The organism is uncultured Kordia sp., from assembly GCF_947496985.1.
Classification (GTDB): Bacteria; Bacteroidota; Bacteroidia; order Flavobacteriales; family Flavobacteriaceae; genus Kordia.
Genome location: NZ_CANMEZ010000009.1, coordinates 22,558 through 45,368 on the forward strand (window position 1 = coordinate 22,558; position 22,811 = coordinate 45,368).

The 22,811-nt window shown below is 31.7% G+C and carries 27 protein-coding genes and 1 pseudogene; 9 read left to right on the plus strand and 19 right to left on the minus strand.

Going from position 1 to position 22,811, the window contains the following annotated elements:
- Positions 1-64 precede the first annotated feature (64 nt).
- Positions 65-709, minus strand: coding sequence for an O-methyltransferase (locus Q0828_RS19055; protein ID WP_298425046.1), 645 nt, complete (start codon positions 707-709; stop codon positions 65-67).
- A 124-nt stretch (positions 710-833) separates the two neighbouring features.
- Here Q0828_RS19055 and kynU point away from each other — a divergent pair, with 124 nt between their 5' ends.
- Positions 834-2,093 (plus strand): kynureninase, encoded by a 1,260-nt coding sequence (gene kynU / locus Q0828_RS19060; protein ID WP_298425049.1) that lies wholly within the window; start codon positions 834-836, stop codon positions 2,091-2,093.
- A gap of 1 nt (position 2,094) precedes the next feature.
- Positions 2,095-3,498 (plus strand): NAD(P)/FAD-dependent oxidoreductase, encoded by a 1,404-nt coding sequence (locus Q0828_RS19065; protein ID WP_298425052.1) that lies wholly within the window; start codon positions 2,095-2,097, stop codon positions 3,496-3,498.
- 17 nt (positions 3,499-3,515) lie between these two features.
- Here the strand turns inward: Q0828_RS19065 and Q0828_RS19070 are convergent, their stop codons facing one another.
- The 7 genes from Q0828_RS19070 to Q0828_RS19100 all read right to left on the minus strand — a co-directional run bounded on the left by Q0828_RS19070 (position 3,516) and on the right by Q0828_RS19100 (position 9,984).
- Positions 3,516-4,043 carry a YgcG family protein gene (locus tag Q0828_RS19070; RefSeq protein ID WP_298425055.1) on the minus strand — a complete coding sequence of 176 codons (528 nt, stop codon included), beginning with the start codon at positions 4,041-4,043 and terminating at the stop codon, positions 3,516-3,518.
- 104 nt (positions 4,044-4,147) lie between these two features.
- A complete protein-coding gene (locus Q0828_RS19075) occupies positions 4,148-4,867 on the minus strand; it encodes a phytanoyl-CoA dioxygenase family protein (protein WP_298425058.1) in 720 nt (239 codons plus the stop codon).
- Between the two features lie 7 nt (positions 4,868-4,874).
- The gene (locus Q0828_RS19080) at positions 4,875-5,657 is read right to left on the minus strand and encodes a hypothetical protein (protein WP_298425060.1); all 783 of its coding nucleotides are present in this window, start codon (positions 5,655-5,657) and stop codon (positions 4,875-4,877) included.
- A gap of 65 nt (positions 5,658-5,722) precedes the next feature.
- Positions 5,723-6,970, minus strand: coding sequence for a hypothetical protein (locus tag Q0828_RS19085; protein ID WP_298425062.1), 1,248 nt, complete (start codon positions 6,968-6,970; stop codon positions 5,723-5,725).
- 126 nt (positions 6,971-7,096) lie between these two features.
- Complete coding sequence (locus Q0828_RS19090; RefSeq protein WP_298425063.1) at positions 7,097-7,669, minus strand: hypothetical protein; 573 nt, start codon at positions 7,667-7,669, stop codon at positions 7,097-7,099.
- Positions 7,670-7,779: 110 nt separating this feature from the next.
- Complete coding sequence (locus Q0828_RS19095; protein WP_298425065.1) at positions 7,780-8,667, minus strand: dienelactone hydrolase family protein; 888 nt, start codon at positions 8,665-8,667, stop codon at positions 7,780-7,782.
- A 144-nt stretch (positions 8,668-8,811) separates the two neighbouring features.
- Entirely contained in the window at positions 8,812-9,984 is a 1,173-nt protein-coding gene (locus Q0828_RS19100; protein WP_298425068.1) for a metallophosphoesterase, read from the minus strand.
- 207 nt (positions 9,985-10,191) lie between these two features.
- Here Q0828_RS19100 and Q0828_RS19105 point away from each other — a divergent pair, with 207 nt between their 5' ends.
- The 3 genes from Q0828_RS19105 (at position 10,192) to Q0828_RS19115 (ending at position 12,986) form a co-directional block, all read left to right on the plus strand.
- Positions 10,192-11,016, plus strand: a complete 825-nt coding sequence (locus Q0828_RS19105) for a histidine kinase (RefSeq protein WP_298425071.1) — start codon at positions 10,192-10,194, stop codon at positions 11,014-11,016.
- A gap of 62 nt (positions 11,017-11,078) precedes the next feature.
- Complete coding sequence (locus tag Q0828_RS19110) at positions 11,079-12,269, plus strand: alpha/beta hydrolase-fold protein (RefSeq protein WP_298425073.1); 1,191 nt, start codon at positions 11,079-11,081, stop codon at positions 12,267-12,269.
- Between the two features lie 12 nt (positions 12,270-12,281).
- Positions 12,282-12,986, plus strand: a complete 705-nt coding sequence (locus Q0828_RS19115; RefSeq protein WP_298425076.1) for a response regulator transcription factor — start codon at positions 12,282-12,284, stop codon at positions 12,984-12,986.
- On the opposite strand, the gene Q0828_RS19120 is transcribed toward Q0828_RS19115, so the two are convergent.
- The 11 genes from Q0828_RS19120 to Q0828_RS19170 form a co-directional block, all read right to left on the minus strand.
- Positions 12,983-13,585, minus strand: coding sequence for an alpha-ketoglutarate-dependent dioxygenase AlkB (locus Q0828_RS19120; RefSeq protein ID WP_298425080.1), 603 nt, complete (start codon positions 13,583-13,585; stop codon positions 12,983-12,985). The two genes, Q0828_RS19115 and Q0828_RS19120, sit on opposite strands and share 4 nt — an antisense overlap.
- Positions 13,572-13,817: an Ada metal-binding domain-containing protein gene (locus Q0828_RS19125; RefSeq protein ID WP_298425083.1), complete on the minus strand. Its 246-nt coding sequence runs from the start codon at positions 13,815-13,817 to the stop codon at positions 13,572-13,574. Before Q0828_RS19125 ends, Q0828_RS19120 begins: the two co-directional genes overlap by 14 nt.
- A gap of 4 nt (positions 13,818-13,821) precedes the next feature.
- Complete coding sequence (locus Q0828_RS19130; protein ID WP_298425086.1) at positions 13,822-14,535, minus strand: 2OG-Fe(II) oxygenase; 714 nt, start codon at positions 14,533-14,535, stop codon at positions 13,822-13,824.
- Between the two features lie 3 nt (positions 14,536-14,538).
- A complete protein-coding gene (locus Q0828_RS19135; protein WP_298425089.1) occupies positions 14,539-15,396 on the minus strand; it encodes a methylated-DNA--[protein]-cysteine S-methyltransferase in 858 nt (285 codons plus the stop codon).
- 208 nt (positions 15,397-15,604) lie between these two features.
- The gene (locus Q0828_RS19140) at positions 15,605-16,228 is read right to left on the minus strand and encodes an NAD(P)H-dependent oxidoreductase (RefSeq protein ID WP_298425092.1); all 624 of its coding nucleotides are present in this window, start codon (positions 16,226-16,228) and stop codon (positions 15,605-15,607) included.
- A 63-nt stretch (positions 16,229-16,291) separates the two neighbouring features.
- Complete coding sequence (locus tag Q0828_RS19145; protein ID WP_298425096.1) at positions 16,292-16,873, minus strand: Crp/Fnr family transcriptional regulator; 582 nt, start codon at positions 16,871-16,873, stop codon at positions 16,292-16,294.
- A 45-nt stretch (positions 16,874-16,918) separates the two neighbouring features.
- Positions 16,919-17,410 carry a DinB family protein gene (locus Q0828_RS19150; RefSeq protein WP_298425099.1) on the minus strand — a complete coding sequence of 164 codons (492 nt, stop codon included), beginning with the start codon at positions 17,408-17,410 and terminating at the stop codon, positions 16,919-16,921.
- A 48-nt stretch (positions 17,411-17,458) separates the two neighbouring features.
- Positions 17,459-18,088: a hypothetical protein gene (locus Q0828_RS19155; RefSeq protein ID WP_298425102.1), complete on the minus strand. Its 630-nt coding sequence runs from the start codon at positions 18,086-18,088 to the stop codon at positions 17,459-17,461.
- A gap of 69 nt (positions 18,089-18,157) precedes the next feature.
- Positions 18,158-18,727, minus strand: coding sequence for a nucleotidyltransferase family protein (locus Q0828_RS19160; protein WP_298425105.1), 570 nt, complete (start codon positions 18,725-18,727; stop codon positions 18,158-18,160).
- 162 nt (positions 18,728-18,889) lie between these two features.
- Positions 18,890-19,522 (minus strand): HAD hydrolase-like protein, encoded by a 633-nt coding sequence (locus tag Q0828_RS19165; protein ID WP_298425108.1) that lies wholly within the window; start codon positions 19,520-19,522, stop codon positions 18,890-18,892.
- A 44-nt stretch (positions 19,523-19,566) separates the two neighbouring features.
- Positions 19,567-20,049: a thioredoxin family protein gene (locus Q0828_RS19170; protein ID WP_298425111.1), complete on the minus strand. Its 483-nt coding sequence runs from the start codon at positions 20,047-20,049 to the stop codon at positions 19,567-19,569.
- A gap of 627 nt (positions 20,050-20,676) precedes the next feature.
- On the opposite strand from Q0828_RS19170, the gene Q0828_RS19175 reads away from it, so the two are divergent.
- From Q0828_RS19175 to Q0828_RS19190, 4 genes and pseudogenes are all read left to right on the plus strand, one after another.
- Positions 20,677-21,225, plus strand: a complete 549-nt coding sequence (locus Q0828_RS19175; RefSeq protein ID WP_298425114.1) for a DUF1697 domain-containing protein — start codon at positions 20,677-20,679, stop codon at positions 21,223-21,225.
- A gap of 121 nt (positions 21,226-21,346) precedes the next feature.
- Positions 21,347-21,658, plus strand: a pseudogene (locus Q0828_RS19180) (GIY-YIG nuclease family protein).
- A 92-nt stretch (positions 21,659-21,750) separates the two neighbouring features.
- Positions 21,751-22,155, plus strand: a complete 405-nt coding sequence (locus Q0828_RS19185; protein WP_298425117.1) for a RidA family protein — start codon at positions 21,751-21,753, stop codon at positions 22,153-22,155.
- Between the two features lie 9 nt (positions 22,156-22,164).
- Entirely contained in the window at positions 22,165-22,809 is a 645-nt protein-coding gene (locus tag Q0828_RS19190) for a hypothetical protein (RefSeq protein WP_298425120.1), read from the plus strand.
- The last annotated feature ends 2 nt before the right edge of the window (positions 22,810-22,811 follow it).

Below are 22,811 nucleotides of genomic sequence, written 5' to 3' on the forward strand. Positions count from 1 at the left end.
TTTCAATGAATGTTGAAACGGCTTTTTTTCTTCTTTTTTTAAACCTTATTCAAAGATACAAACTCTAATTAATCATTCTACTAATCGTCAAACCGTCTCTAATAGGTAGTACAACTGTTTCTACGCGTTTATCTTCTTTCAATAATGTATTATATTCTAAAAGTGCTTTGGTAGAAAAATCATTCTTTTGAAGTGTTTCAATCACTTTTCCACTCCATAAAACATTATCAGATAGAATAATTCCATTCGGATTCATCTTGTCAATAATCGCATGGAAATAAGCAGGGTAATTAGGTTTATCTGCATCAATAAATACCAAATCAAATGTGCTGTTTATAGTAGGGATAATCTCCAAAGCATCTCCTGTATATTGAAAAATTTGATTTCCATATGAAGATTTATCAAAATATTTACGTTGAAAATCGTGTAATTCTTCGTTAATATCAATTGTGTGTAAATCGCCATCTTTTTGCATTCCTTCTGCCAAACACAAAGCTGAATATCCTGTATAAGTGCCAATCTCTAAAATTGTTTTTGGACGAATCAATTTAGACAGCATACTCAACAAACGACCTTGATAATGACCGCTTAGCATACGAGGTTGCAAAATTTTCTGATACGTTTCACGTGTCAATGCTTTCAATAACTCAGGTTCATTGGCAGAATGCGCCACCACATAATCATCTAAAGCTTCTGGAATAAAGTGCATAGGAAAAATATTTCTACAAAAATATCAATAAAATATGATTACCGTAAAAAGTGATTTATAAAATGATAAATATCTTTTTATTACAAAAATCTAATACGTATTTTTGATAAAAATAGCATTCAACATGTTTCAAAATACACTAGCGTATGCAAAAGAGCAAGACGCAAAAGATCCACTAAAAAGTTACCGAAATCAATTTCATATTCCAAAAGATGCAGCCGGAAACAAATGGTTATATTTTTGTGGAAATTCACTTGGATTACAACCAAAAGTAACACAAGAATATATTCAGCAAGAATTAAAAGATTGGGCAAACTTAGGTGTAGAAGGGCATTTTGATGCAAAAAACCCGTGGATGCCATACCACGAATTCTTAACAGAAAACATGGCGAAAATAGTAGGAGCAAAGCCAATTGAAGTAGTGATTATGAATACACTAACAACAAATTTACATTTGTTGATGGTTTCGTTTTATCAACCTACCAAAACAAAATACAAAATTGTTATTGAAAGCGATGCTTTTCCATCAGATCGATATGCGGTAGAATCGCAATTAAAGTTTCACGGTTTTGATCCAAAAGACGGATTGATAGAATGGAAACCTAGAGCAGGTGAAGAGTTACTTCATATGGAAGACTTAGAAACCATTTTAGAAGCAGAAGGAGACGAAATAGCGTTATTGTTGATTGGAGGTGTAAACTATTACACAGGACAGTATTTTGACATAAAGAAAATTGCGGAACTCGGACATGCAAAAGGAGCAATGGTTGGAATTGATTTAGCGCACGGCGCTGGAAACATTCAGCCAAACTTACACGATTCTAATGTGGATTTTGCGGCTTGGTGTACCTATAAATATTTAAACTCTGGACCAGGAAGTTTAGCAGGATTATTTGTGCATGAAAAACATGCGCATAACAAAGATTTAAATCGATTTGCAGGTTGGTGGGGACATGATAAAGAAACGCGTTTCAACATGCGTTATGACTTCAATCCAATTCCAGGAGCAGAAAGTTGGCAATTGAGCAATCCGCCGATATTATCTATGGCAGCAATTAAAGCTTCGCTAGATATGTTCAATGAAGTAGGAATGGACGCTTTACGCGAAAAATCGGAGACACTAACGGCCTATTTTGAATATTTAATTAATGAAATTGGTACGGATCAAGTCAAAATAATTACACCTGCAAACCCAAAAGAAAGAGGTTGTCAATTATCGATTCAAGTAAAAAATGCTGATAAATCATTGCATCAGAAACTAATGGACAAGCATATCATATCTGATTGGCGCGAACCAGACGTAATTCGTTGTGCACCAGTTCCATTATACAATACCTTTGAAGATGTTTACAAAATGGTAGACGAACTAAAAAAATGCTTATAACATGAAAACTAAAGAAAACATACTTATTGTTGGCGCAGGATTATGCGGTTCATTATTAGCGTTACGTTTAGGACAACGCGGCTACAAAGTAACTGTGATGGAAAGTCGTCCCGATTTACGAAAAGTAGATATTTCTGCGGGAAGATCCATCAATTTAGCATTTTCAGACAGAGGAATTAAAGCCATGAATATGGTGGGAATTGCAGATAAAGTAATGCCGCTATGTATTCCAATGCACGGACGTTTGGTACATGATGTAGAAGGAAATACATTCATGTCTAACTACTCAGGACGAAATGACGAATATATCAATTCGATTTCACGAGGCGATTTAAATGCGTTGTTACTCACCGAAGCAGAAGAACATGAAGCGGTTGATATTACGTTTAATAAAAAATGTACAGCTATTGACATAGAAGAAAACAGAGCAACTTTCTATTGTTACGAAACTAAAAAAGAACTACAGGTAAAAGCTGATGTTATTATCGGGACAGATGGTGCAGGCTCTATTTTACGCAAAAGCTATTACTTAGAACGTAAATTTTTATTTAGCTATTCGCAGAATTATCTCAGTCATGGATATAAAGAATTAAGCATTCCACCAACGGCAACAGGTGGTTTTCGAACAGAAAAAAATGCATTGCATATTTGGCCAAGAGGTGATTATATGATTATTGCTTTGCCAAACTTAGATGGAAGCTTCACAGTAACACTTTTCTTATCGTATGATGAAGGTGAATACAATTTCAATAATCTAACTACAAAAGAACGTGTACAAGAATTTTTTGAAACACAATTCCCAGATTTAGTTTCATTGATTCCTGAATTGACCAAAGAATATTTTGAAAACCCAACAGCGCCATTAGGAACAGTAAAATGTTCTCCTTGGTCTTACAAAAACAATACCTTACTAATGGGAGATGCAGCGCATGCAATTGTTCCATTCTACGGACAAGGAATGAATGCTTCTTTTGAAGATGTTGTTGTTTTTAATGAAATCCTAGATCAACATGAAGGCGATTGGGAAACTGTATTCAAAGCCTATGAAAAAGCGCGTAAAAGAGATACAGATGCGATTGCTGATTTGGCGATTGATAACTATTATGAAATGCGTGATCATGTTGCAAATCCTATCTTTAAAGAAAAGCGTAAACTAGAAATGGATTTAGAGAAAAACTTCCCCACACAGTATTTTTCTAAATATTCAATGGTAACGTTTAATGAAGATATTCCATATAGTAAAGCTATGGAAATTGGACGTGCGCAAGACAAAGCATTGTTGAATATGATTGCTGATGATGCAATTGATACCACAGCTGATTTACACGAAATACTTAAAAAAGTACAAACGGAAACCAACGAAATATTAGATGAAGATAACGTTGCGAAGACGATGAAGCATTAAAAGAGAAAGTTAAAAACTTAAGACCTTTTCAACTCTTCAATAATAGCTTTGATCCCTTTTTGAAAACCAGAAAAATAATTGTCTTTCTTAAACTCAGGGACAATTATTTTTTTGATGATTTCTAAAGTTTCATTATCGGTAAGTTTTTGCATAATACCATTTCCATTCTGAATCCAAATACGACGGTCTTTCATGTATAAAGCAATGAGAACACCATTGTCTTTATCTTCTTGACCAATTTTCCAATTATTAGCCAAGTCTAAAGAATAGGATTCCAGACCTTCATATCCTTGAATAGAAGTCAGCGTTACAATAGCAATTTGAGTAGTAGTTTCTGCTTCATATTGCTTTACCAAATTAAGTAACGAAGTTTCTTGTTCTTCTGACAAAACATTATCAAAATCATTCACAAATCCAACAGGAACAGGAAATACGGTGTCAGCTTGTGAGGCTGCAGATATAGCATCATACTGAGGAGGATACGCTGCTTCACAACTGATACAAAGAATAACCAGCAGGGCAAGCAGGTAATTTTTGAAATTCATAGTAGGTTATTAAAGTGTTTGGGTATCCGCAATATAATAAATTCCTGTAAATATTAGCAAGTTTTAGAATGTAGAAAAAACAAATTGCTTATAGTGCATGCGTACTAAATTTCACAATACTCTAACCATTGTAACGGTTTTTTCAATTGTTTAGTACTAAATTCTAAATGTAAAACGCTGCGTTGTTTATGATTGGTAGTACGTTCAGATGCATGCAACGTTAACGGTTTCATCAACATGACGCCACCTTTTTTAACTTCACAAATATGTTCGGTTTCTATATTCCAATCAATTGTTTCTGGTCTATAAATTCCTTTTTGATGTGAAGTGGGAATCACTTTTAAGGCACCATTTTCTTTTTCGGTTTTGTCTAAATGTATTCTTATGGTAACAATATTCTCTAAAATATCTAATGGAGGTTGTACGCCAATTTGCCCTTTTTTGAAAGTCCAATTTTTATAACTTGAAACGTCTTCTCTCCGGTCTACAGAAATACTTAAGTCTTGATGATATGCTACAAACCAATTGGACTTGCTTGGTTTATCAAAATAAATAGCTTTTGTTAAAAAACAAGATTTATCAAAAATAGTAGCCAATAGTTTGTGAAATTTATCAGTGAATAATAATGATTTTAATTCAGGGATTTTGGTCATAACTTGCCTGATTGCGAACAAATTTGCAGAACTTTCTGCAAAACCTTGTTCAGCGTTCACTTTTTCAATGCACGAACGAATGGCTTCAACTTCACTATTCGAATACATTCGATCCAATACGGCAAAACCATTTACCTCTAAATGGGATATATACGATTTGTTTTCAATCATATAAAAACTAGTTTAGTTTGGCTAACTCTTTGTCTATTTCTGAATGAAGAAAAGACAATTGCGCATCATATTTATCAGTATCTTCTTTTAAGGCTTTTTTTAATAAATCAAATATATCTAGACGTAGTTCAGAATAACGTAACAATATTTTATTTTGCTGTAAAATAGCTGAATCCAAGCCTTTTAGTGTATCCATGTTTTTTACAATTTGTAAATTTTCTTTCCATTTTGGAATGACTTCATTATCGAGCTCAAGGATTAAACCAAACGAATTTCCATTATCTAAATGATCATAAAAGACTAAAGATTCATTTTCGTTTTTGGTAAACTGTTGAAGTTGTGTATTGTATAAATTTTCAGTTTCAAAATCTGTCGATGAATAAATATATGCAAAAAGTCCTCCTCCAATAACTAATAATGACAGAATTCCAATTCCGGCTGCTTTCCACCGTGAAAAGAAAGCATATGCATTTTCTTCATGTTGTTTAAAAATTGCTCCAAATGTTTGCTCTACCCAATACACCGTTGCACCTGTATAAATAGCAGGAATAATCATCTTAGGAATTTTTTCTATAATATGTTCTGGAATAGAAAAAATAAGCGCAAACAGGGCTATCGTAATAATAATGGAAATGATAAGAGCTTTGTTTCCTTTTTCAGATTCATTTAGTGCTTTGTAATTTTCTCTAATGAGATAACCAGCAGCTAAAGGACCACCTATAAATGTAGCAATACCAATTGCTTTCTGAGAGTAAAACGTTAAATTTTTTGTATTAATTTCTTGCTGCATTCTTAAAATTTAAAGGGAATTTGATAAAGACCAAATATATTAAATACCCAAGAAAAAAATGTATGTCATTCTTCAAATGTAATTTTTGTGTTAATATATTTAGGAAGCATGGCAACAGCACTTTTCAGTTGTTCAATATTCTGCTTTTTTATTTCTTTATCTTCAAGATAGTAGATGTAGTTTTTATATAAAAAATAGATAATCACTCTGTTGAAATCATCTAGTTGTGTGTCTTTGATCATTGCCAACATAGAACGTTCAATATGTTCTCTGTTTTTAGTCTCAGCCAAAGCTCTTCCAGTTCTACTGATGCTTGCGTAATAATGGTTTTCGGCAGGGTTTTCAATACGAAAACTAATGCCAAAAATTAAATCAGAGACATTAATATTTAGTTCTTCCAACTCACGGATATATGTTTTTCGTCTTGCTTGTGCATAACTTCCATCAGAAACTCTATCAAAACGATCGTTCATGATATCTAAATGTGCTCTAAGAAACACTTCCCAATGCACAGTTTCGGCAGCCAAAACAGCAATGTTTACAGCATGTTCTCTTGGACTTGAATCCATACTACAACTTCCCATTACTTTGGTATTTCGCATTTTTGCTAATAGTGTAGATTTTTCTTCTTTGGAAAGTTGTTGCCAATTTTTAGGCAAGCTCTTGTAGAAACCTTGCGCTGCATCTTCTTTAAATTTTGTAGTAGTCGTATCAATTAGACAATTAGCATAACCAACCATTGTAGCGTATTTTTCAACTAGTGGTTCGGCTGTAAATGTGTTAGGGAAGTAAAAAGCCTTCAGCGATTCACGCGAATATGCATCTTTACTGTTGTAACGATATAACCAACTTTTCTCTTTAAGTGTTTTATATTGCTCTAATTTTTTTGTTTTTCTAATAGAAAATTCGTTGTCAGTATTTAAACTTATTTCTCTAAAATCAATCACATCTTTTTCGTCATAATCTGTATATTGATATTGAACAACGAGTACATTTTTCTTTACTGTAGCTTGCGGATGTTTTTTGAGAAACAGATCAAAGTCCATTTGATTTTCAAGATCTTTTTTAGCACTTTTCATATCTCCTGTGGTCAATTCAATGATGTGTGCAACAGTCTGATTTTTTGCCAAATAAACTTTATTAAGATCACAGTATTTATATTGAAGATTTAATGAATCTACAATGTGCGAAAGTTTACTCATGGTTACTTTGCTGTAAATCAATCCATTTTCATGTGTTGTGAATTCTCCACTTTGACCAAATGCAGGGATGCTAGCTATCAAAATAGTGAAGATTAGCAGTTGTTTTTTCATCTTTATTCGGTTTTAACATATAACGATTAAATAATTGTTTTATTTAAAAGTATTTGAATTTATAAAAAGATAAAACCCAGAATGAGTGAATGTTACTTCTGAGTTCGTAAACAAGTCAATATAAAATTAATAATCACCACTGCGTAATTTTTTATAGGATATTCGAGCAATATTCGGATGTTCGGAAGAGTAAAAAATGGGGATAATCATGCCTTTGTTAAAACTGTTGTATTCGTTTTTACCAATATCAATTGTTGCGGATTGTTTTTGTTTATGTTCATCTAAAAAAAGTACCTCAATACTTTGAATTGTTCTTCCACGCCTTCCATACATTCTTGATTTACTTTGCACAATTGCAGTTGTATAAACACCGTTTTCGGCAAGTTCATTAGAACTATAAGAAGTTGTTTTCCAAATAAAACAAATCCCAAAAATAAATAAGGAAGCTATACAGAGTAAAAATATAGGAATTGCCATATATTTTAATAAACTTCTTAGCAAAGTGCCAGCTACCCAAAACGATAAAATCACGGTAATGACACCTCCAACAATAGAAAGTAGAATACTGTAGGCTTCTGCAATATGATCTGGAATTAATTCAAAGAAAAGATAAATATTAAACAAAAGTAAAGCTAACGGAAGTATTTTTTGTAGTAGCGTTAGCTTTTTTGGTTGCACTTCTTCGGTAGTTGCGGTCATCTAAAATTGGTTTTTAATGTACCTACAATATAGTTTAAAATTTGAAAATGAGTATATCTCTATAATTTCATGTAAATCATTTACTCAGTGCTTTCATGTTTTCTTAATTGTCAAATAAGTTTATCCTTAAAAAAATCAATTGTTCGTGTCCAAGCTAATGTTGCTGCTTTTTTATCATAACGCGGTGTCGTATTGTTGTGAAAACCGTGATTTACATTCGGATAAAAATGTGCTTCGTAATCAATTTTGTTTGCTTTTAATACTTTTTCATACGCTTCCCAACCTGCATTCACTCGTTTGTCTAAATCAGCATACTGAAGCAATAAAGGGGCTTTTATTTTAGCAGCATCTTCATCATTAGGTTGTCGTCCATAAAACGGAACAGCAGCTTTTAAGTCGTCTAGTTTTACAGCCATCATATTTGAAATCCATCCGCCAAAACAAAAACCAACGACGCCAACTTTTCCATTACAATTTGGATGACTTTTTAAGTATTCATAGGCAGCAATAAAATCTTCTAGCATTTCGTTTCGATCGCGTTTTTTTTGCATGGTGCGTCCGTCATCATCATTTCCAGGATAACCACCTAAAGGTGTCAACGCATCTGGTGCCAAACTGATAAAACCATCTAATGACGTACGTCTGCCAACATCTTCTATATATGGATTTAAGCCTCTATTTTCATGAACGACAATAACGCCAGGAACTTTTGTCGTTGTATCTTTAGGTAATGAAAGTAAGCCTTTAATTTTTCCACCACCTTTTGGAGAATCATACATAATATAATCTGATTGTACACGCACATCATCTTCAGGTACTTCCGCAGTAGTTCTATAATTTGGCGACATAAAACTTAACAATGCACCAACGGTGACACTTCCTGCGGCATATAATGAAAGGCGTTCTACAAATTGTCGACGTCCAATTTTATTATGCGCATAATCGTCATATAAATCAAATACTTCTTGTTTAATGTCTTCTTTCTTCAGTTGGTTCATGGCTTGCGTTTTAGGTTGACTTAAAGTTACGGAATTAGAATAACTTTATAGAACTGAAAAGTTGTTAGTCATTATAAATATTAAATTCAATTAATAAAGTGAACAACCCATTTAATGATATAATGAAATAGTAGTATCATAATATTAAAGCTCTTTTTTAGTTCCATCATGTAATAAACGATACATGACATCATTTTCAATTAATAAACCTTCTGATTGAGAATTTGGCCAACTTTTATTGTAATCTTTTGGGTGATGTACATCAATTCCAATAATTTTTCCGTTAAAGAATGTTTTTACTTTTGACTGCAAGGTGTGTCCAACAACAACTGATTTTGCATTGAAAGTTTCCAGTTGTGCATCAATTTGCGCTTGTGACAAATCTGCTTTAAAATATCCGCGATACCATGAAATCCCTTTACGTGTTGAGGTAATTAATTGTGCAGATGTTTTTTGTACTTGTGGAAAATAAGCTTTGTAATAATGCTTGCGCGAAATATCATTTATTGCTTCCAAACTCATTCCAAGTGTAGCAACTTCAGGATGAATGCCACCGTGTACAAAAATATGTCCGTTGATTTTTTCAATAGCGTTTTTGCTTGACAACCATTTTCCTAAAAATGATTCTTGACTGTATAAATCGTTTTGTTGTTTGTCTAAAATTGCCGAAACAGCCAAGTATTTTTGAGAAGCAGCACCAAACTTTGCTTGCATGTTTTTTAATTCGTGATTTCCGATAATAAAATGTACCAAACCGCCATATTTTTTGGCTTCTTGTTCTAGTTTGTATACAAACCACAATACTTGTGTTGTAGAAAACCCACGATCTACGAAATCGCCTACCAATACTAAATGCCCTTTGCCAAATGTCCAATTCAAGTTAGTATCAATTACTTGTTGTTGAATTAAAAAATCGCGAAAGGTTTTAAAACCACTTTCAATATCCGAAATCGCCACAATAGGATTTCCATCATTATATATGGTTTTTGGTGTCTCAAACTGTGGATAAATGGTAAAGTCAAAGCTTGTATCTTCTAGTGGGAAATAGCAACTTCCAGGAATGGTATGCGCAATCGAATACTCCTTTGTTGCCGTGTAAAAACCGTCGTTTTTGTTTCCTCTGAGATAATTCACGCTAAGTGTAGAATCATTTTCATAAAAAACATACGGGCCATCTTTGTCAAGATTCATACGTGACGGATGATCGCCATAATGTAGCGAAGCGCCGTGATACAATCCTAAAGAAATTGCGCTAAGCGCCAAAAATAAAAAGGTTAAAAAGATATGTTTTAGATATCTGACTATTCGTTTTTTCATGATGATATGTGTTTAATTGTTTCCACAAACCTATACACGAACGATTGTCTAAAAAAGCTTTTGGGATCAACAATGGATAATGCGTGATACACTAATTTTTATTGAGGTTGAAATGATTTCATCACACATTTTGATTTAAATACCATCAAATATTGGTCGTTTATCAACTTCTTTTGTTCGGAAGTGGTTTTCAATTACATTTGTGTTATGTCATTTAAAAAACACTATAAAAAAATACTTTTACTTATCGGAATTTCGATTCTGTCGTATCCATTACTCATTACAATTTTTGAAGTAATGACTTCGGGTAAAGATTCTGTGATTTTTTTAGAAAACTATGATCCAACCATTAGTGCCGCAATTTTTGCGCTATATGTTATTTTATTTGTACCGATAGTAATACTTGGTCTGTATTGGCTTTTTAAGCGAATTAGTGCGATGTTAACCTTAAAAAAGGAGCAACAACAAATGGAATTATCACATTTGCAGAGTCAAGTAAATCCACACTTTTTCTTTAATATGTTGAATAACTTATATGGTTTGGTTGGTAAAGACTCAAAGAAAGCACAAACGCTGATTTTGAAACTCTCCGATATGATGCGCTATAGTATTTATGAAGGGCAAAAAAGTAGTGTGACTATTGCTGAAGAAGTGGAATATTTAAAGAATTATATCGAATTACACAGAATGCGCTATCACAAAGAAATTGATGTGGAATTTACTACAGATATTCAAGATGAAATGATTGAAATAATGCCGTTGTTGTTTATCATTTTACTAGAAAATGCATTCAAGCATGGTGTCGAAAATTTGCATGAAAACGCTTTTGTAAACGTAAGTTTAATGACAAATCAAGACGAAATTCGATTTAGTGTTGAAAATAATTTTGATAAAGAAAGTATTCCTGATAAAACAGGAATTGGATTGAAAAATTTACAAAGACGCTTGGAATTGGTGTATCCAAAAAAGCATTCACTATCTTTTACGAGTAAAGAAGAAATATACACATCACAATTAACGATTCAATTGTAATTATTGACAATGTAAGATGTGTTTTTAGACTGAGTCGTTATGTCTTATTAAAAACATAGGGAATGAAAAAAATAATAGTTGTATACTTTTTATGTTTGTTTTTTTATACTGTAAATGGGCAAAATAGTACCGATATCATTATTGGAAAAACGGATCATGTGTATTCTGAAATACTACATGAACAAAGAAAAATAATGGTGTATGTCCCTGAGAACAATCCATATGATAAAAACACCTATCCTGTAGTTTATCTTTTAGATGGCGATGCTCATTTTTATTCAGTTGTTGGGATGATACGACAATTGAGTTCTGTAAACGGAAATACTATTTGTCCAAAAATGATTGTTGTTGGGATTTCTAATACGAATAGAACTAGAGATTTAACACCTACAAAAGGAGAGGTAGAAAATTCAGGTGGAGGAGAAAACTTTATTTCATTTGTTGAAAAGGAACTTATACCGCATATAGATACAAATTATCCAACGACAACCTATCGTACATTTATTGGGCATTCATTAGGCGGATTGACAGTTATGAATACGTTAGTAAACAAACCTCATTTGTTTAATGCCTATGTTGCCATTGATCCGTCAATGTGGTGGAATAAGAAAAATTTATTGAATAAGATTAAGAGTGCAGAATTCAATAGTAAACATAATAACAAAACACTTTTCTTAGGTATTGCAAATACAATGAGTAAGGGTTTGAATATCAAAAGTGTATTAAAAGATACAACTTCTAAAACAGCGCATATTCGTGCCATTTTAGAACTTAATTCTTATTTAGAAACGCAAACAGAATTATCTTTCAAAGGAAAATACTATGAAAATGATGATCATGGCTCTGTACCATTGATTACAACATATGATGCGTTACGTTATATTTTTAATTTCTATAGATTTAAACTTAAACAGGAAGATTATATAAATCCTGAAATTGACATTTTAGGCAAAGTTGAAAATTATTATAAAAGACTATCAAAAGGATTTGGAGTAGAAATTAGACCAGACGAAGGTTATGTTAACAGTATAGGAGTTATATTGTTAAGAAAAAAACAATTTAAAAAAGCAGCGCAGTTTTTTAATTTGAATATAAAAAACTATCCTGAAAGCTTTAATGCATACGAATCAATAGGAGATCTTTATCTGGCAACAGGAAATAAAGAAAAAGCAATTAAAAATTATAAAAAAGCGATTTCATTGAATGATGATGTATTCTTAAAAGCCAAATTATTAGAATTAGAAAAAAAGTAAACAGAAAGACACATGGCGAATATAAGCTATTTAATTATTGACGATGAACATATAGCACATGATATCATTAAAGGATATTGTGATTTATTGCCAAATATGGAATTGAAAAAACATTGTTACAATGCATTAGAAGCCATGGAATATTTGAATCAGCACACAGTAGATTTAATTTTTCTCGATTTGAATATGCCAAAACTCAAAGGATTCGATTTTTTAAAAACATTGATGCATCCACCAAAAGTAATAGTAACAACAGCGTATCAAGAATATGCTTTAGAAGGTTATGAATTAAATATTTCTGATTATTTACTCAAACCGTTTTCTTTTGAACGTTTTCTAAAAGCGATCAACAAAACTGTGCGTGTTTCTGCGCAAGTAAAATCTACAGTAGTGGAAAAAAATAAGGAAACAAATCAAAGCATTTTTCTAAAATCACAGAACAAGTATGTGCAAGTTTTTACCAATACCATTCAATTTGTAGAAGCATCAGGAAACTATACCAAAATTAGTACAGATTCGGAAACCATAACCATTCGGGAAAAGCTTTCGGATGTTATTTCGTTATTACCCGTGGAAGATTTTTTACAAGTACACAAATCGTTTGCAGTAGCTACAAAACGAATCAATAGTATTGAAGGAAATCGTATTATGATAGCGGATCATATTATTCCTATTGGAAAATTGTACAAAGCAAATGTGAATGGATTGTTGCGTTAAATATCGATTGTTCTAAAGGTTAAATTTATTCTTGGATTTTTTGTTTTTTTGGTTGGAGGTAAACGGTGAAGCCAATTAGTTTGTGTCTGTCCTTTCATAACCAATAAGCTCCCTTTTTCTAAAAAGATAGAAACGGTTTGTTTGGTAGTTTTATGTTTGAATGAAAATTTGCGTTCTGCGCCAAAACTCAACGAACCAATTGCGCCATTCTTTTTTAAATCTTTTTCGCCATCACTGTGCCAAGCCATTCCTTCGTTTCCGTTATGGTATAAATTAAGTAAACAAGAGTTGAACTTTTCTCCTGTTTTATGTTCTACAATTTCTTTGAGTTCTAACAATTCTTTAGTCCAGGGTAGTGCCGATTTAGTAGTTTTTGAATACGTATAACTAAATGGCTTATCTCCATACCAAGCCACTTTGCGTTTCGTAATTATCAATTTTCCAAAAATAATAGCTTCGTCATTTTTCCATTGAATATTCTGAAGTAATTGGTTAAAATAATGTTGAGATTCTTCTATGTTTATTACTGAACCATAATAAATTACTTCTCCATCAAAAGGTAAAATATTGGTGTTTTCGCTGTTATTAAATAAGTCCATTCTTCCAAATTTTATAATCGGCTCGTAAACAATGTCCACAAGGTCTAAATCCAAATTCTTTGGCTTGTTCAATTGTCCTGAAAAAAACACGATTTTTCTTTTTCATTCTTTTACCCGATTTGCATTGTAAAGTTCCGTAAATTTTTAGATTGAAGTTTCCTCCATAAACAATTTCTTTTCGTTTTATTTTTTGATGAAGTTCAGTAGCATCAATTTCTATATGTTTTATCATGGTGTTAGTTGGTTGCATCGTGAAATATAATACCTAAAGTATATCGTTCTCCACTAATTACTTCACTAACTCCGTGTTTCATATTTGCTCTATAATAACCTCTAGTTCCTTTTATGGGTCTAAAATTCGTAGTAAAAATAAGCATATCGCCTTTTTTAGGTTTTAAAACGATAGCTTTAGATTGTGCTCTTGGTGTGTGTTGTGTTAAAACAAATTCTCCGCCTGTAAAATCTGTATCGGGTTCAGTTAAAAAAAGAACAGTTTGTATTGGGAAATACACATCGCCATATAAATCTTGATGCAACGTGTTAAAACCGCCTTTTCCATATTTTAAAATTAGTGGTGTTGGTTTTAGTTGCTTATTTTGATGGCAAAGCGATTGTAATTCTTTTAATGTTTTGGGGAATGTTTTATTAATATTTAGAACCTTCATCCAAAGGTTTGCAATAGGAGAAAGTTTAGGATATATTGTTTCTCGTATTGTTTGAATAATTTTAGGAAGTGGATAATTGAAATATTTATATTCGCCCAAACCAAAGCGATAGCGTTCCATTACAACAGTTTTTCGATACAACTTTTCGTTATTATATTCGTGTATTAGTTCTTTACATTGTTTGGCAGATAGTATTTTGGGAATAATGGCAAAGCCTTTTTCATTCATTGATTCAGATACCAATTGCCAATCGGTTGTTTCAAGTTTTGTTATCAGATTTTCCATTATTTAGATAATTGTTTTTGAAGAAATATTTTTTGATGCTTCCCAACCAATAATTGCTGTTTTTCGAGTTGTTCCCCACATATAACCGCCAAATAATCCTGTAGATTGAATAACTCTGTGGCAAGGAATTAAAAAAGCAATAGGATTGTTCCCAATAGCTGTTCCTACTGCTCTTGATGCTTTTGGTTTTTGAATGATTTTTGCAATATTTCCGTAAGTGGCTAAATTACCTGTTGGAATTTTTAAAAGTGCTTCCCAAACTTTTAACTGAAAATCTGTTCCTTTTAAGTGTAATTTTATCTTATTGATTTTAGTCCAATCTTCGGTGTAAATTTGTAAAGCATTTTGTTGAATCTCGTCTGTTTGTTGAATGAAATTAGCTTTAGCGAAACGTTTCTCCAATTCTAAAAAAGCATTTTCTTTATTATCTGAAAACCCCATATAACAAATCCCTTTATGTGTAGATGCAACTAAAATTTCACCAAATAAGCTTTCTGAGAAACTATAATTTATGGTCAAGTTTTCTCCTTTGTTTTTGTATTCTCCAGGAGTCATTCCTTCAATTTTTACAAACAAGTCATGTAATCTGCCTGTGCCAGAAAGTCCTGTTTTGTGTGCGGTTTCAAATAAAGTAGTCTGTGAATTACTTAGAATAGACTTTGCATGTTGTACGCTTATAAATTGCAAGAATTTTTTTGGACTAACACCTGCCCAATCAGTAAACATTTTTTGAAAATGAAAAGGACTCAAATGTACTTTTTTTGCAATTTCTTCAAGTGTAGGTTGTTCTGTGTAATGCTGTTGTATATATGTAATAGCTTCTGCTATTCGAGTGTAATTTATGTATTCTTGCGCGTTCATTAAAGGTTAAATTTTACAATAGCAAAAATAGAATTGATTTTACGACTGTAAAACCCGAAACTTGCTGAATGAGTATTTTGTTTTGTATAAACTCAATAGTGGATTCTAAGACTTGCGTTGCAGTCTGTAAGATACGTTTGTTTAGCAAAATAGTGATTCAAGTTTACACCTAAATCACTATTATGTTTACACTTTATTGCAACAGATTTTAAATCTGTTCTAATTTTTGATAAATTTTTCTTTTAGAGTTCTCAAATATTTCTCCTCCAAATTCTTCATTGTCTAATGAGATGATTGAAATATCTTTTATGCCCATTATTCCAAATATAAACTTCAAGTAGGTTGTTTGAAAATTCATATGTTCGTTTTTTTCATTTTCGCCATATCCTGTATCACCTCTACTTGACAAGATGAACATTTTTTTGTCTTTGAGAAGTCCTACGTAATCTCCATCTGGTTTACCCGAACGAAATTTCCAAGTTTCGTTAATTCTCATAAGTTGATCGATATATGATTTTAGACCACTCGGAATTGACCAGTTATACATTGGAGTGCCTATGACATAGATAGTATGTTCCTTAAATTCTTTGATTAGTTGGTCACTAAACTCAACACCTGTTTGATTTTCTTCTGTTCTGTCTTTTGTTGGTATGAAAGCACTTGCAATCCATTTTTCGTTTATTGCTGGAACTTCTTTTAGTCCAACTTCTCTATATGAAAAAATGTCTTCTGGGTTTTTCTTTTTCCAGTTTTCTACAAAAAAATGGGTTAATTTTCGACTATGAGATTTTTCGTTTCTTACACTTGCATTGATGATAAGTACCTTGTTCATTTTTTTAATTTTAAATTATGAAACAAAGTTCTGAATTGGAAAATTGAAAATGATTGAACTAGTTTAAGATAGCTCTAATTTTTTTCGGATTCTACTCAAAAATTCGGGAGTAATTCCTAAATAAGATGCAATTAAGTAGTTTGGAACCTTTGCAGCTATTTTTGGATAATTCTCTATAAAATCTAAATAACGTTTCTGTGCATCAAGTACATTGTTTAGGATTATTCTTTTTTGGACGCTACCGAGATAGTTTTCCAAGATGATTCTAAAAAAGCGTTCAAGTTTTGGAATTTCCCTTAACATTTCCTTAAAAGAATCGTAACCAATTTGTAATAACTCGGTTTTATGAATTGCTTGGATATTGTAAATTGAAGGTTCTTGTTTTTGAAAACTCTCAATATCTGTAGCCCACCAATTCTCAATCGCAAAAAATAAGATTTCCTCTTTTCCTGTTTTAGCGTTTATATAAAAAGCCTTTAATGTTCCACTAATTATGAAGTTATCAGTTTTGCAAGTCTCTCCATTTCTTAACAGATAATCTCCTTTTTCTAGTACTTTTTCATTCCAAAATGTTTTTACTAAATCCTCTTCTTTCGAAGTTAATTTTACGTATTTCGAAATTAATTTGATTAATGGTTCTTTCATTCAAATTATGATCAATAGTTAGCTATCATTATAATTAAAACGTATTTATTTTCTTGTTTTATTTCGTTTGATAAAAAAGAATAGCATATCAGTTGAAGGCGCTTTTGAAAATCCTAACTGATGTCCCATGGTAATAATTTGTCCTCGATGAAAAGTACTATGATTTATGCAATGTTGTATTAATTCGAATTGCGTAAAGTTGCCTTCCAGTGTTTTTGTTTTCAAAGATCGAAGTTCATTTAGTGATTTGTGACTGTTTACATAGTCTAAAAACATTTCAGATTGTTCAATAAATCCTTTGAGAATTTCTTCAGTAGTAATTCCCCATGCTCTTTCAATTGGTTGTTGTTTTAAGATATAATAATAAAAAATTTGACCATCTAAAATGTGGTTTACGGTATCTATAATACTCGTAAAACTTGATAGACATTCTTTTGTGAGTAAGTCATTTTCATTAGCTTTCAACCAAGTTAATAGTCGTTTATTAGCCCATAAATTATAAGTAACTAACTCTTTTGTTTTATCTGTCTCGTCCATTATTATTGAGTTTGTTAGGTATGACATCTGTTGTTTTGTAAAGCATTTTTATGGATTACAATCACATTTTTCATATCCTTGACAATATACATATTTAGGTATTGAATCCCATTTCGCATTGTCTTTGACAGTTACTAAATATTGACGACGTTCTTTTAGTATTGAACTCTTGAATAATAGTAACTCATATTTATCTTTATTTTTTCTGTAAGAACCACCTTCTTTATTGCAACTATCAATAGAAAAACCGTTTAATATTGCAATAAGCAACGCTTCGTCTTCTGTGTCAATCTTGTCAAGAAAACTAATTAAACTTTCTAAGTCACGTATTTCATGTACTTTATTTTTTCCTGTTGCTAAAATATAAAAAGAGTAAGTTGAGTGATGACCTGCAACATAAAATCCTTCACGGTTGTAACTCAAGTCAATTAATTTTCTCTTCTCAAAATCACCTTTTTCAAATAAAACCTCTACTTCTTTTTTATGATCACCAAAATCTCTAGATTCTATAAATGCCCAATAATCATACTTCTTATTTGGTGAAAGGTTTTTAGCTATATTTTCAAAAACATTAATGTTTCGATCATGAGTAACTTTTTTAAACTCTATTTCTCTCTGACAGTTAAAAAATAAAGTAGCAACACATAGAAGTAGCATGTAAATAGATACTTTTTTCATTTTGATTTTTTTCGATTTTTAATATAAACGTATGAAAGAAATGATTTTCTTTAAACAACAAAAATGGCATTATGAATTGGGGTTACTATAGTCAGTTTTTATTTCCAACTTATTCCACTTTTCTTTCCATTTTTTCTTTTCAATTCTACTATTATAAATAGTCAAATCAAATTTAGATGTTGGTTTTACTAAAAGGCTAAATAAATCTTCCAAACCATAAGGAGCAATATACTCAACTTGGTTTTTATGATTCAACCTTACAGCTATTGAAGTTGCAGTTTCGGGCCAAAAAGAAATAGCTTCAAAGCAATCAGTATATTGTTTATGTCCATTTCTAACATGCATTCTAGATTGATTTTTTACAGACCAATTTAGATTCTTATCAATGCTTCTTAGTTTCTTCTCTATTTGTAAATCATATTCTTTAGTAGCACATAATTTATCATAATATATGATGTCAATATCATTAAGTTCAGATCTGTCTTTTCCATGTTTTTCATCCCAAACCTTATTTCTGACAAAGCCAGCTCCAATCCAACAATCATTTAAGTTTAAATTTCGGACTATTTTTAAAACAGTAGTCATCCACTTATCATGTTCGATAATCTCTATTAATTTATTTTCTAAATTTTGGCGCATTATGATATTAGACTATAGTGTTTGGTAAAAGAAAAGCAATGTGATAGATAAGTGTTTTAAGGATCTTTTAATGTGTTTGATAAAAGTAAAACAAAGATTAGATATATACAATGTAGACACAGAGACTTGAGAATATATTAGCTACATAATTACACAGATGCACTACTTCAAAATAGCAAGCAAATCATTGAAATTGGAAATGCAATAATGCGCATATCTTGATTTTTCTTGTCCAAACTTAGACACTTGTATTGTTTGTAAGCCAAGCTCAAAACCCGCTTTCAATTCCGAATTTGGATTGTCGCCAATTATATATACAAGCTTGGAATTCCTCTTTCTCTTCATAAGAATACGTTGAAATATCCCTTTCTTATATATTCGCTCAGGACTCAGAATGTCATCAATATAAATTTCGTGAAACTGTTCTTTTATTCCTAAAGAATGAATTTTAGCATGTTGCAATTTTGAAAACCCTGTAGTGACAAGTATTTTTTCATATGGTAAACTTGTAATCACGTTAAAATCTTCAAAAGGATGAATGTTAAGGTCATATTCATGAGTGTTTATCAAACGTGCAAATTCTGCATTCTGATGCGCGTCAAAATTGTATTTATCAGCTACAACGTCAAAAGGATATTTCCATAATTCAGGAACAATTTGAGAAGTCAATACTGTTCCAAACTTATTGATCAACAAAGGCTCAAACGCATCAAAGATAGGTTTGACAGATTTTTTACTTATAGATTTAGTTTCAAATAACGTGTCGTCTAAATCAAATATTAATAGCTTTTCCATAATTTTTAAAAATGATGTTAACGACTTTTAAATATAGTCTAAGTTTACAAAATAGCATCCAAAGCAGCTTTCAATAAATTTGTGTAAATCCTCTTGGTTTCTTTTCCTCTATACCCTGTAGCACGTCCAATTACATTTCCTTTAAAATCTAAAAGTATTGTAGTAGGGAAGGCTTTTGCATTATATTTTTTACGTAGTGACATGTAATCTTCAATATAATCTGCTCTTACAAGTTCTTTCTTTGAAGGGAAATCGAGCTCTACAAGAACATATTCTTGGGCTATTTTAATAAAGGTATTTTTAGAAAAATATTTTTGTTCTAATAATTTACAAGCGCCACACCAATCGGAACCAGTAAAAAATAACAGCATTGGTTTCTTTAATTCTTCACTAACCTTTTTTGCCTTTTGATAATCTAAATACCAACGTAGGTTGTGACTATCTGTTTTTACATGTTTGCCCACTTTTTGTGCATGAAGATTACAAGTAAGAAATAAGACAGATAGGATCGTAATAATACTTTTCATAGGTATGGTTTTAATGTTGATTGAAAGATATTCAATTCTTTGATGATATTTATAATTGTGTTTAGTTTTTATTGAAATATTTTACCGCTTTTTCTAACACAGGGTCTTTATTTTCCATAGAATCAGTTAATGTCGGTCTTTATGAAGTTGTTAAAAAAAACGAAAGCTATTTTATTTTAACTACGTATTAAGAATGTAACTATTGATTATGAAATTTTGAGCTTTTGAAAAAGCAATTCAAAAACGCTATTCTGAAAAATTCATAAAAAGCGATCACTTTTAAGTGTTTCATTACTGCATACTGAGCATAGTTGAAGAAATGTGTAATAAAAACATACCCGAAACCTTCCTGCAACTCTGCGACAAGCTTTCGGGAAACTTCAGAAGCGTCTTGCAGCTCTGCGACAAGCTTCCGGGAAACTTCAGAAGCGTCTTACAGCTCTGCGACAAGCTTTCGGGAAACTTCAGAAGCGTCTTGCAACCCTGCGACAAGCTTTCGGGAAACTTCAGGAGTATCTCACAGCCCTGCAATAAGCTTCTGTTGAATTACGAAAAAGGATAACAGACCAACAACAAGGAATGATCAAGCAATAACTATTAGAAACAATTCATACAAAAAATGTATCTTTGAAACGCACACAACCAACCAACATGATTTACATTGCCATCTTACGTGGAATCAACGTTTCAGGAAGTAAAAAACTGCCAATGGCAGAACTTCGAATGTTACTCTCTAATTTAGATTTCGAAGAAGTTCAGACGTATATTCAAAGCGGAAATGCCGTTTTTAAATCTGAAGAAAAAAACCAAGGAAAATTAGGTAGTCAAATAGCAGAAGCAATCAAAAAACAATACGATTATGATGTGCCTGTATTGGTCAAAACCATTGCGCAATGGAAAACGGCGATAGCAAACAATCCATTTACAGAAGAAGATATTTCAAAACAAGCAATTACGTTTTTAGCAAACAAACCAGAAGAAAAAATAATTGAGATTGATAGCAAAGACGATCGTTTTGAAATTCTCAATTCGGAAGTATATCTCTATTGTCCAAATGGTTTCGGACGTAGCAAGCTTACAAACAATCTTTTTGAGCGCAAACTTAAAACGCAGGCAACGACAAGAAATTGGAAAACGATTTATAAATTGTTAAATCTAGCGGAAGCGATGGAATAGATGAATTGTAAATTACTTAATTGTCAGTTCGAGCGCAGTCGAGAACAATTAGTAATAAAATAGCATCTCGACTGCGCTCGATGTGACAAAAAAAAATAAAGTTTTATTAGAAAAAATAATCATGAAAACATATTATGTTTATATCTTAAAATGTAAAGACGGATTGTTGTATGTTGGAATGACAAATAATTTAGAAAGAAGAATAATAGAACACAAAAAAGGAATAAATAAATAATGTTTTACCTATAAAAGAAAACCTTTAGAATTAATATTCTATCAAGATTTTAATGATGTAGAACAAGCAATATATTTTGAAAAGGAAATTAAAAATTGGAGTAAAAAGAAAAAGTTGGCATTAGCAAAAAACGATTTCGATATGCTTCAAATTTTATCAGAGTGTAGAAATGCTACACACTCAAAATATAATAAATAATAGTAAACTGTCAGTTCGAGCGCAGTCGAGAACAATTAGTAATAAATAACATATCTACTGCACTCGATGTGATAAAAGCAACAATAAAGAATATGGAAGAAAAAAAAGTAACTCCAAGAGGCGCTTATCCGCACACAAAACGTGTAGGTGATTTTATATATGTATCAGGAACGAGTTCAAGACGGCCAGATAACAGCATTGCAGGTGTCGATATTATTGACGAAATGGGAACGAAACACCTAAACATTGGTACGCAAACAAGAGAAGTCTTAAAAAATATTGATAAAAATTTACAAAGTGTAGGGGCAAGTTTGGCAGATGTAGTCGATGTCACTTCGTTTTTAGTTAATATGAATGACTTTGCAGGATACAATAAAGCCTATGGAGAATTTTTCGATAAAGCAACAGGGCCAACACGCACAACGGTTGCTGTACATCAATTACCACATCCAGATTTAGTAGTTGAAATTAAAGTGGTAGCGTATAAAAAACAATAATACTCTAGGATGAAAAAGATTCTTCTCATTTGTTGTTTTCTATTTTGTCTCAAAGGATTTGCTCTAGATGCGGGATACGCATATCGTTTTCATTTGAATATCAAATTGGAAAATGGTCAAGAATATATTGGTTATGTATATAAATACAGCTACAATAAACTTGACGATAGTAATATGATTGAGCTCTTGAAAGAACATGCGAATGGAGAAATTACAATGTATCCACATGTAATTACTGTAAATGCAGGTAGAGATAATATTGATTTTGCTTTAAAAGGAACAACACAGAAAGTTCAACTTGATGAGATAGAGCGTATGTGGGTTACTGAAACCTTAAGTTTTACGGTAGGAGAACGTATAAAAGAACTATCTGAAGAAAACTATAAATTGATAAAATCTCATAAGGCGAAGTATAGTATTATTGAAGATGTAAATGTTTATGAAAATGTAAAATACATATTATTGACTTGGGATGAAAATCAAGAATTGTCAAAAAAGAAAAATGTAATTGCTCCAAAAATTATGGAACATTGGAAACGTTTCATAGCTATTGACATTATACAATCTGATAAATACAATGCATTTATAAAAACCTTAAAAGAAAGCCTTTTAAAAGAAAATATATTATTAATAGAGTTTGCAGAAGCACTATAACA

What these genes read in the sequence shown, in the direction of transcription:
- Q0828_RS19110 (WP_298425073.1), top strand. Translation starts at nt 11,079, where the DNA reads ATGAAAAAAATAATAGTTGTATACTTTTTATGTTTGTTTTTTTATACT.
- Q0828_RS19135 (WP_298425089.1), bottom strand. Translation starts at nt 15,396, where the DNA reads ATGAACGCGCAAGAATACATAAATTACACTCGAATAGCAGAAGCTATT.
- Q0828_RS19090 (WP_298425063.1), bottom strand. Translation starts at nt 7,669, where the DNA reads ATGACCGCAACTACCGAAGAAGTGCAACCAAAAAAGCTAACGCTACTA.
- Q0828_RS19185 (WP_298425117.1), top strand. Translation starts at nt 21,751, where the DNA reads ATGGAAGAAAAAAAAGTAACTCCAAGAGGCGCTTATCCGCACACAAAA.
- Q0828_RS19125 (WP_298425083.1), bottom strand. Translation starts at nt 13,817, where the DNA reads ATGATAAAACATATAGAAATTGATGCTACTGAACTTCATCAAAAAATA.
- Q0828_RS19150 (WP_298425099.1), bottom strand. Translation starts at nt 17,410, where the DNA reads ATGGACGAGACAGATAAAACAAAAGAGTTAGTTACTTATAATTTATGG.
- Q0828_RS19065 (WP_298425052.1), top strand. Translation starts at nt 2,095, where the DNA reads ATGAAAACTAAAGAAAACATACTTATTGTTGGCGCAGGATTATGCGGT.
- Q0828_RS19155 (WP_298425102.1), bottom strand. Translation starts at nt 18,088, where the DNA reads ATGAAAAAAGTATCTATTTACATGCTACTTCTATGTGTTGCTACTTTA.
- Q0828_RS19160 (WP_298425105.1), bottom strand. Translation starts at nt 18,727, where the DNA reads ATGCGCCAAAATTTAGAAAATAAATTAATAGAGATTATCGAACATGAT.
- Q0828_RS19070 (WP_298425055.1), bottom strand. Translation starts at nt 4,043, where the DNA reads ATGAATTTCAAAAATTACCTGCTTGCCCTGCTGGTTATTCTTTGTATC.
- Q0828_RS19105 (WP_298425071.1), top strand. Translation starts at nt 10,192, where the DNA reads ATGTCATTTAAAAAACACTATAAAAAAATACTTTTACTTATCGGAATT.
- Q0828_RS19120 (WP_298425080.1), bottom strand. Translation starts at nt 13,585, where the DNA reads ATGGACTTATTTAATAACAGCGAAAACACCAATATTTTACCTTTTGAT.
- Q0828_RS19130 (WP_298425086.1), bottom strand. Translation starts at nt 14,535, where the DNA reads ATGGAAAATCTGATAACAAAACTTGAAACAACCGATTGGCAATTGGTA.
- Q0828_RS19080 (WP_298425060.1), bottom strand. Translation starts at nt 5,657, where the DNA reads ATGCAGCAAGAAATTAATACAAAAAATTTAACGTTTTACTCTCAGAAA.
- Q0828_RS19100 (WP_298425068.1), bottom strand. Translation starts at nt 9,984, where the DNA reads ATGAAAAAACGAATAGTCAGATATCTAAAACATATCTTTTTAACCTTT.
- kynU (WP_298425049.1), top strand. Translation starts at nt 834, where the DNA reads ATGTTTCAAAATACACTAGCGTATGCAAAAGAGCAAGACGCAAAAGAT.
- Q0828_RS19145 (WP_298425096.1), bottom strand. Translation starts at nt 16,873, where the DNA reads ATGAAAGAACCATTAATCAAATTAATTTCGAAATACGTAAAATTAACT.
- Q0828_RS19190 (WP_298425120.1), top strand. Translation starts at nt 22,165, where the DNA reads ATGAAAAAGATTCTTCTCATTTGTTGTTTTCTATTTTGTCTCAAAGGA.
- Q0828_RS19055 (WP_298425046.1), bottom strand. Translation starts at nt 709, where the DNA reads ATGCACTTTATTCCAGAAGCTTTAGATGATTATGTGGTGGCGCATTCT.
- Q0828_RS19095 (WP_298425065.1), bottom strand. Translation starts at nt 8,667, where the DNA reads ATGAACCAACTGAAGAAAGAAGACATTAAACAAGAAGTATTTGATTTA.
- Q0828_RS19170 (WP_298425111.1), bottom strand. Translation starts at nt 20,049, where the DNA reads ATGAAAAGTATTATTACGATCCTATCTGTCTTATTTCTTACTTGTAAT.
- Q0828_RS19075 (WP_298425058.1), bottom strand. Translation starts at nt 4,867, where the DNA reads ATGATTGAAAACAAATCGTATATATCCCATTTAGAGGTAAATGGTTTT.
- Q0828_RS19085 (WP_298425062.1), bottom strand. Translation starts at nt 6,970, where the DNA reads ATGAAAAAACAACTGCTAATCTTCACTATTTTGATAGCTAGCATCCCT.
- Q0828_RS19115 (WP_298425076.1), top strand. Translation starts at nt 12,282, where the DNA reads ATGGCGAATATAAGCTATTTAATTATTGACGATGAACATATAGCACAT.
- Q0828_RS19140 (WP_298425092.1), bottom strand. Translation starts at nt 16,228, where the DNA reads ATGAACAAGGTACTTATCATCAATGCAAGTGTAAGAAACGAAAAATCT.
- Q0828_RS19165 (WP_298425108.1), bottom strand. Translation starts at nt 19,522, where the DNA reads ATGGAAAAGCTATTAATATTTGATTTAGACGACACGTTATTTGAAACT.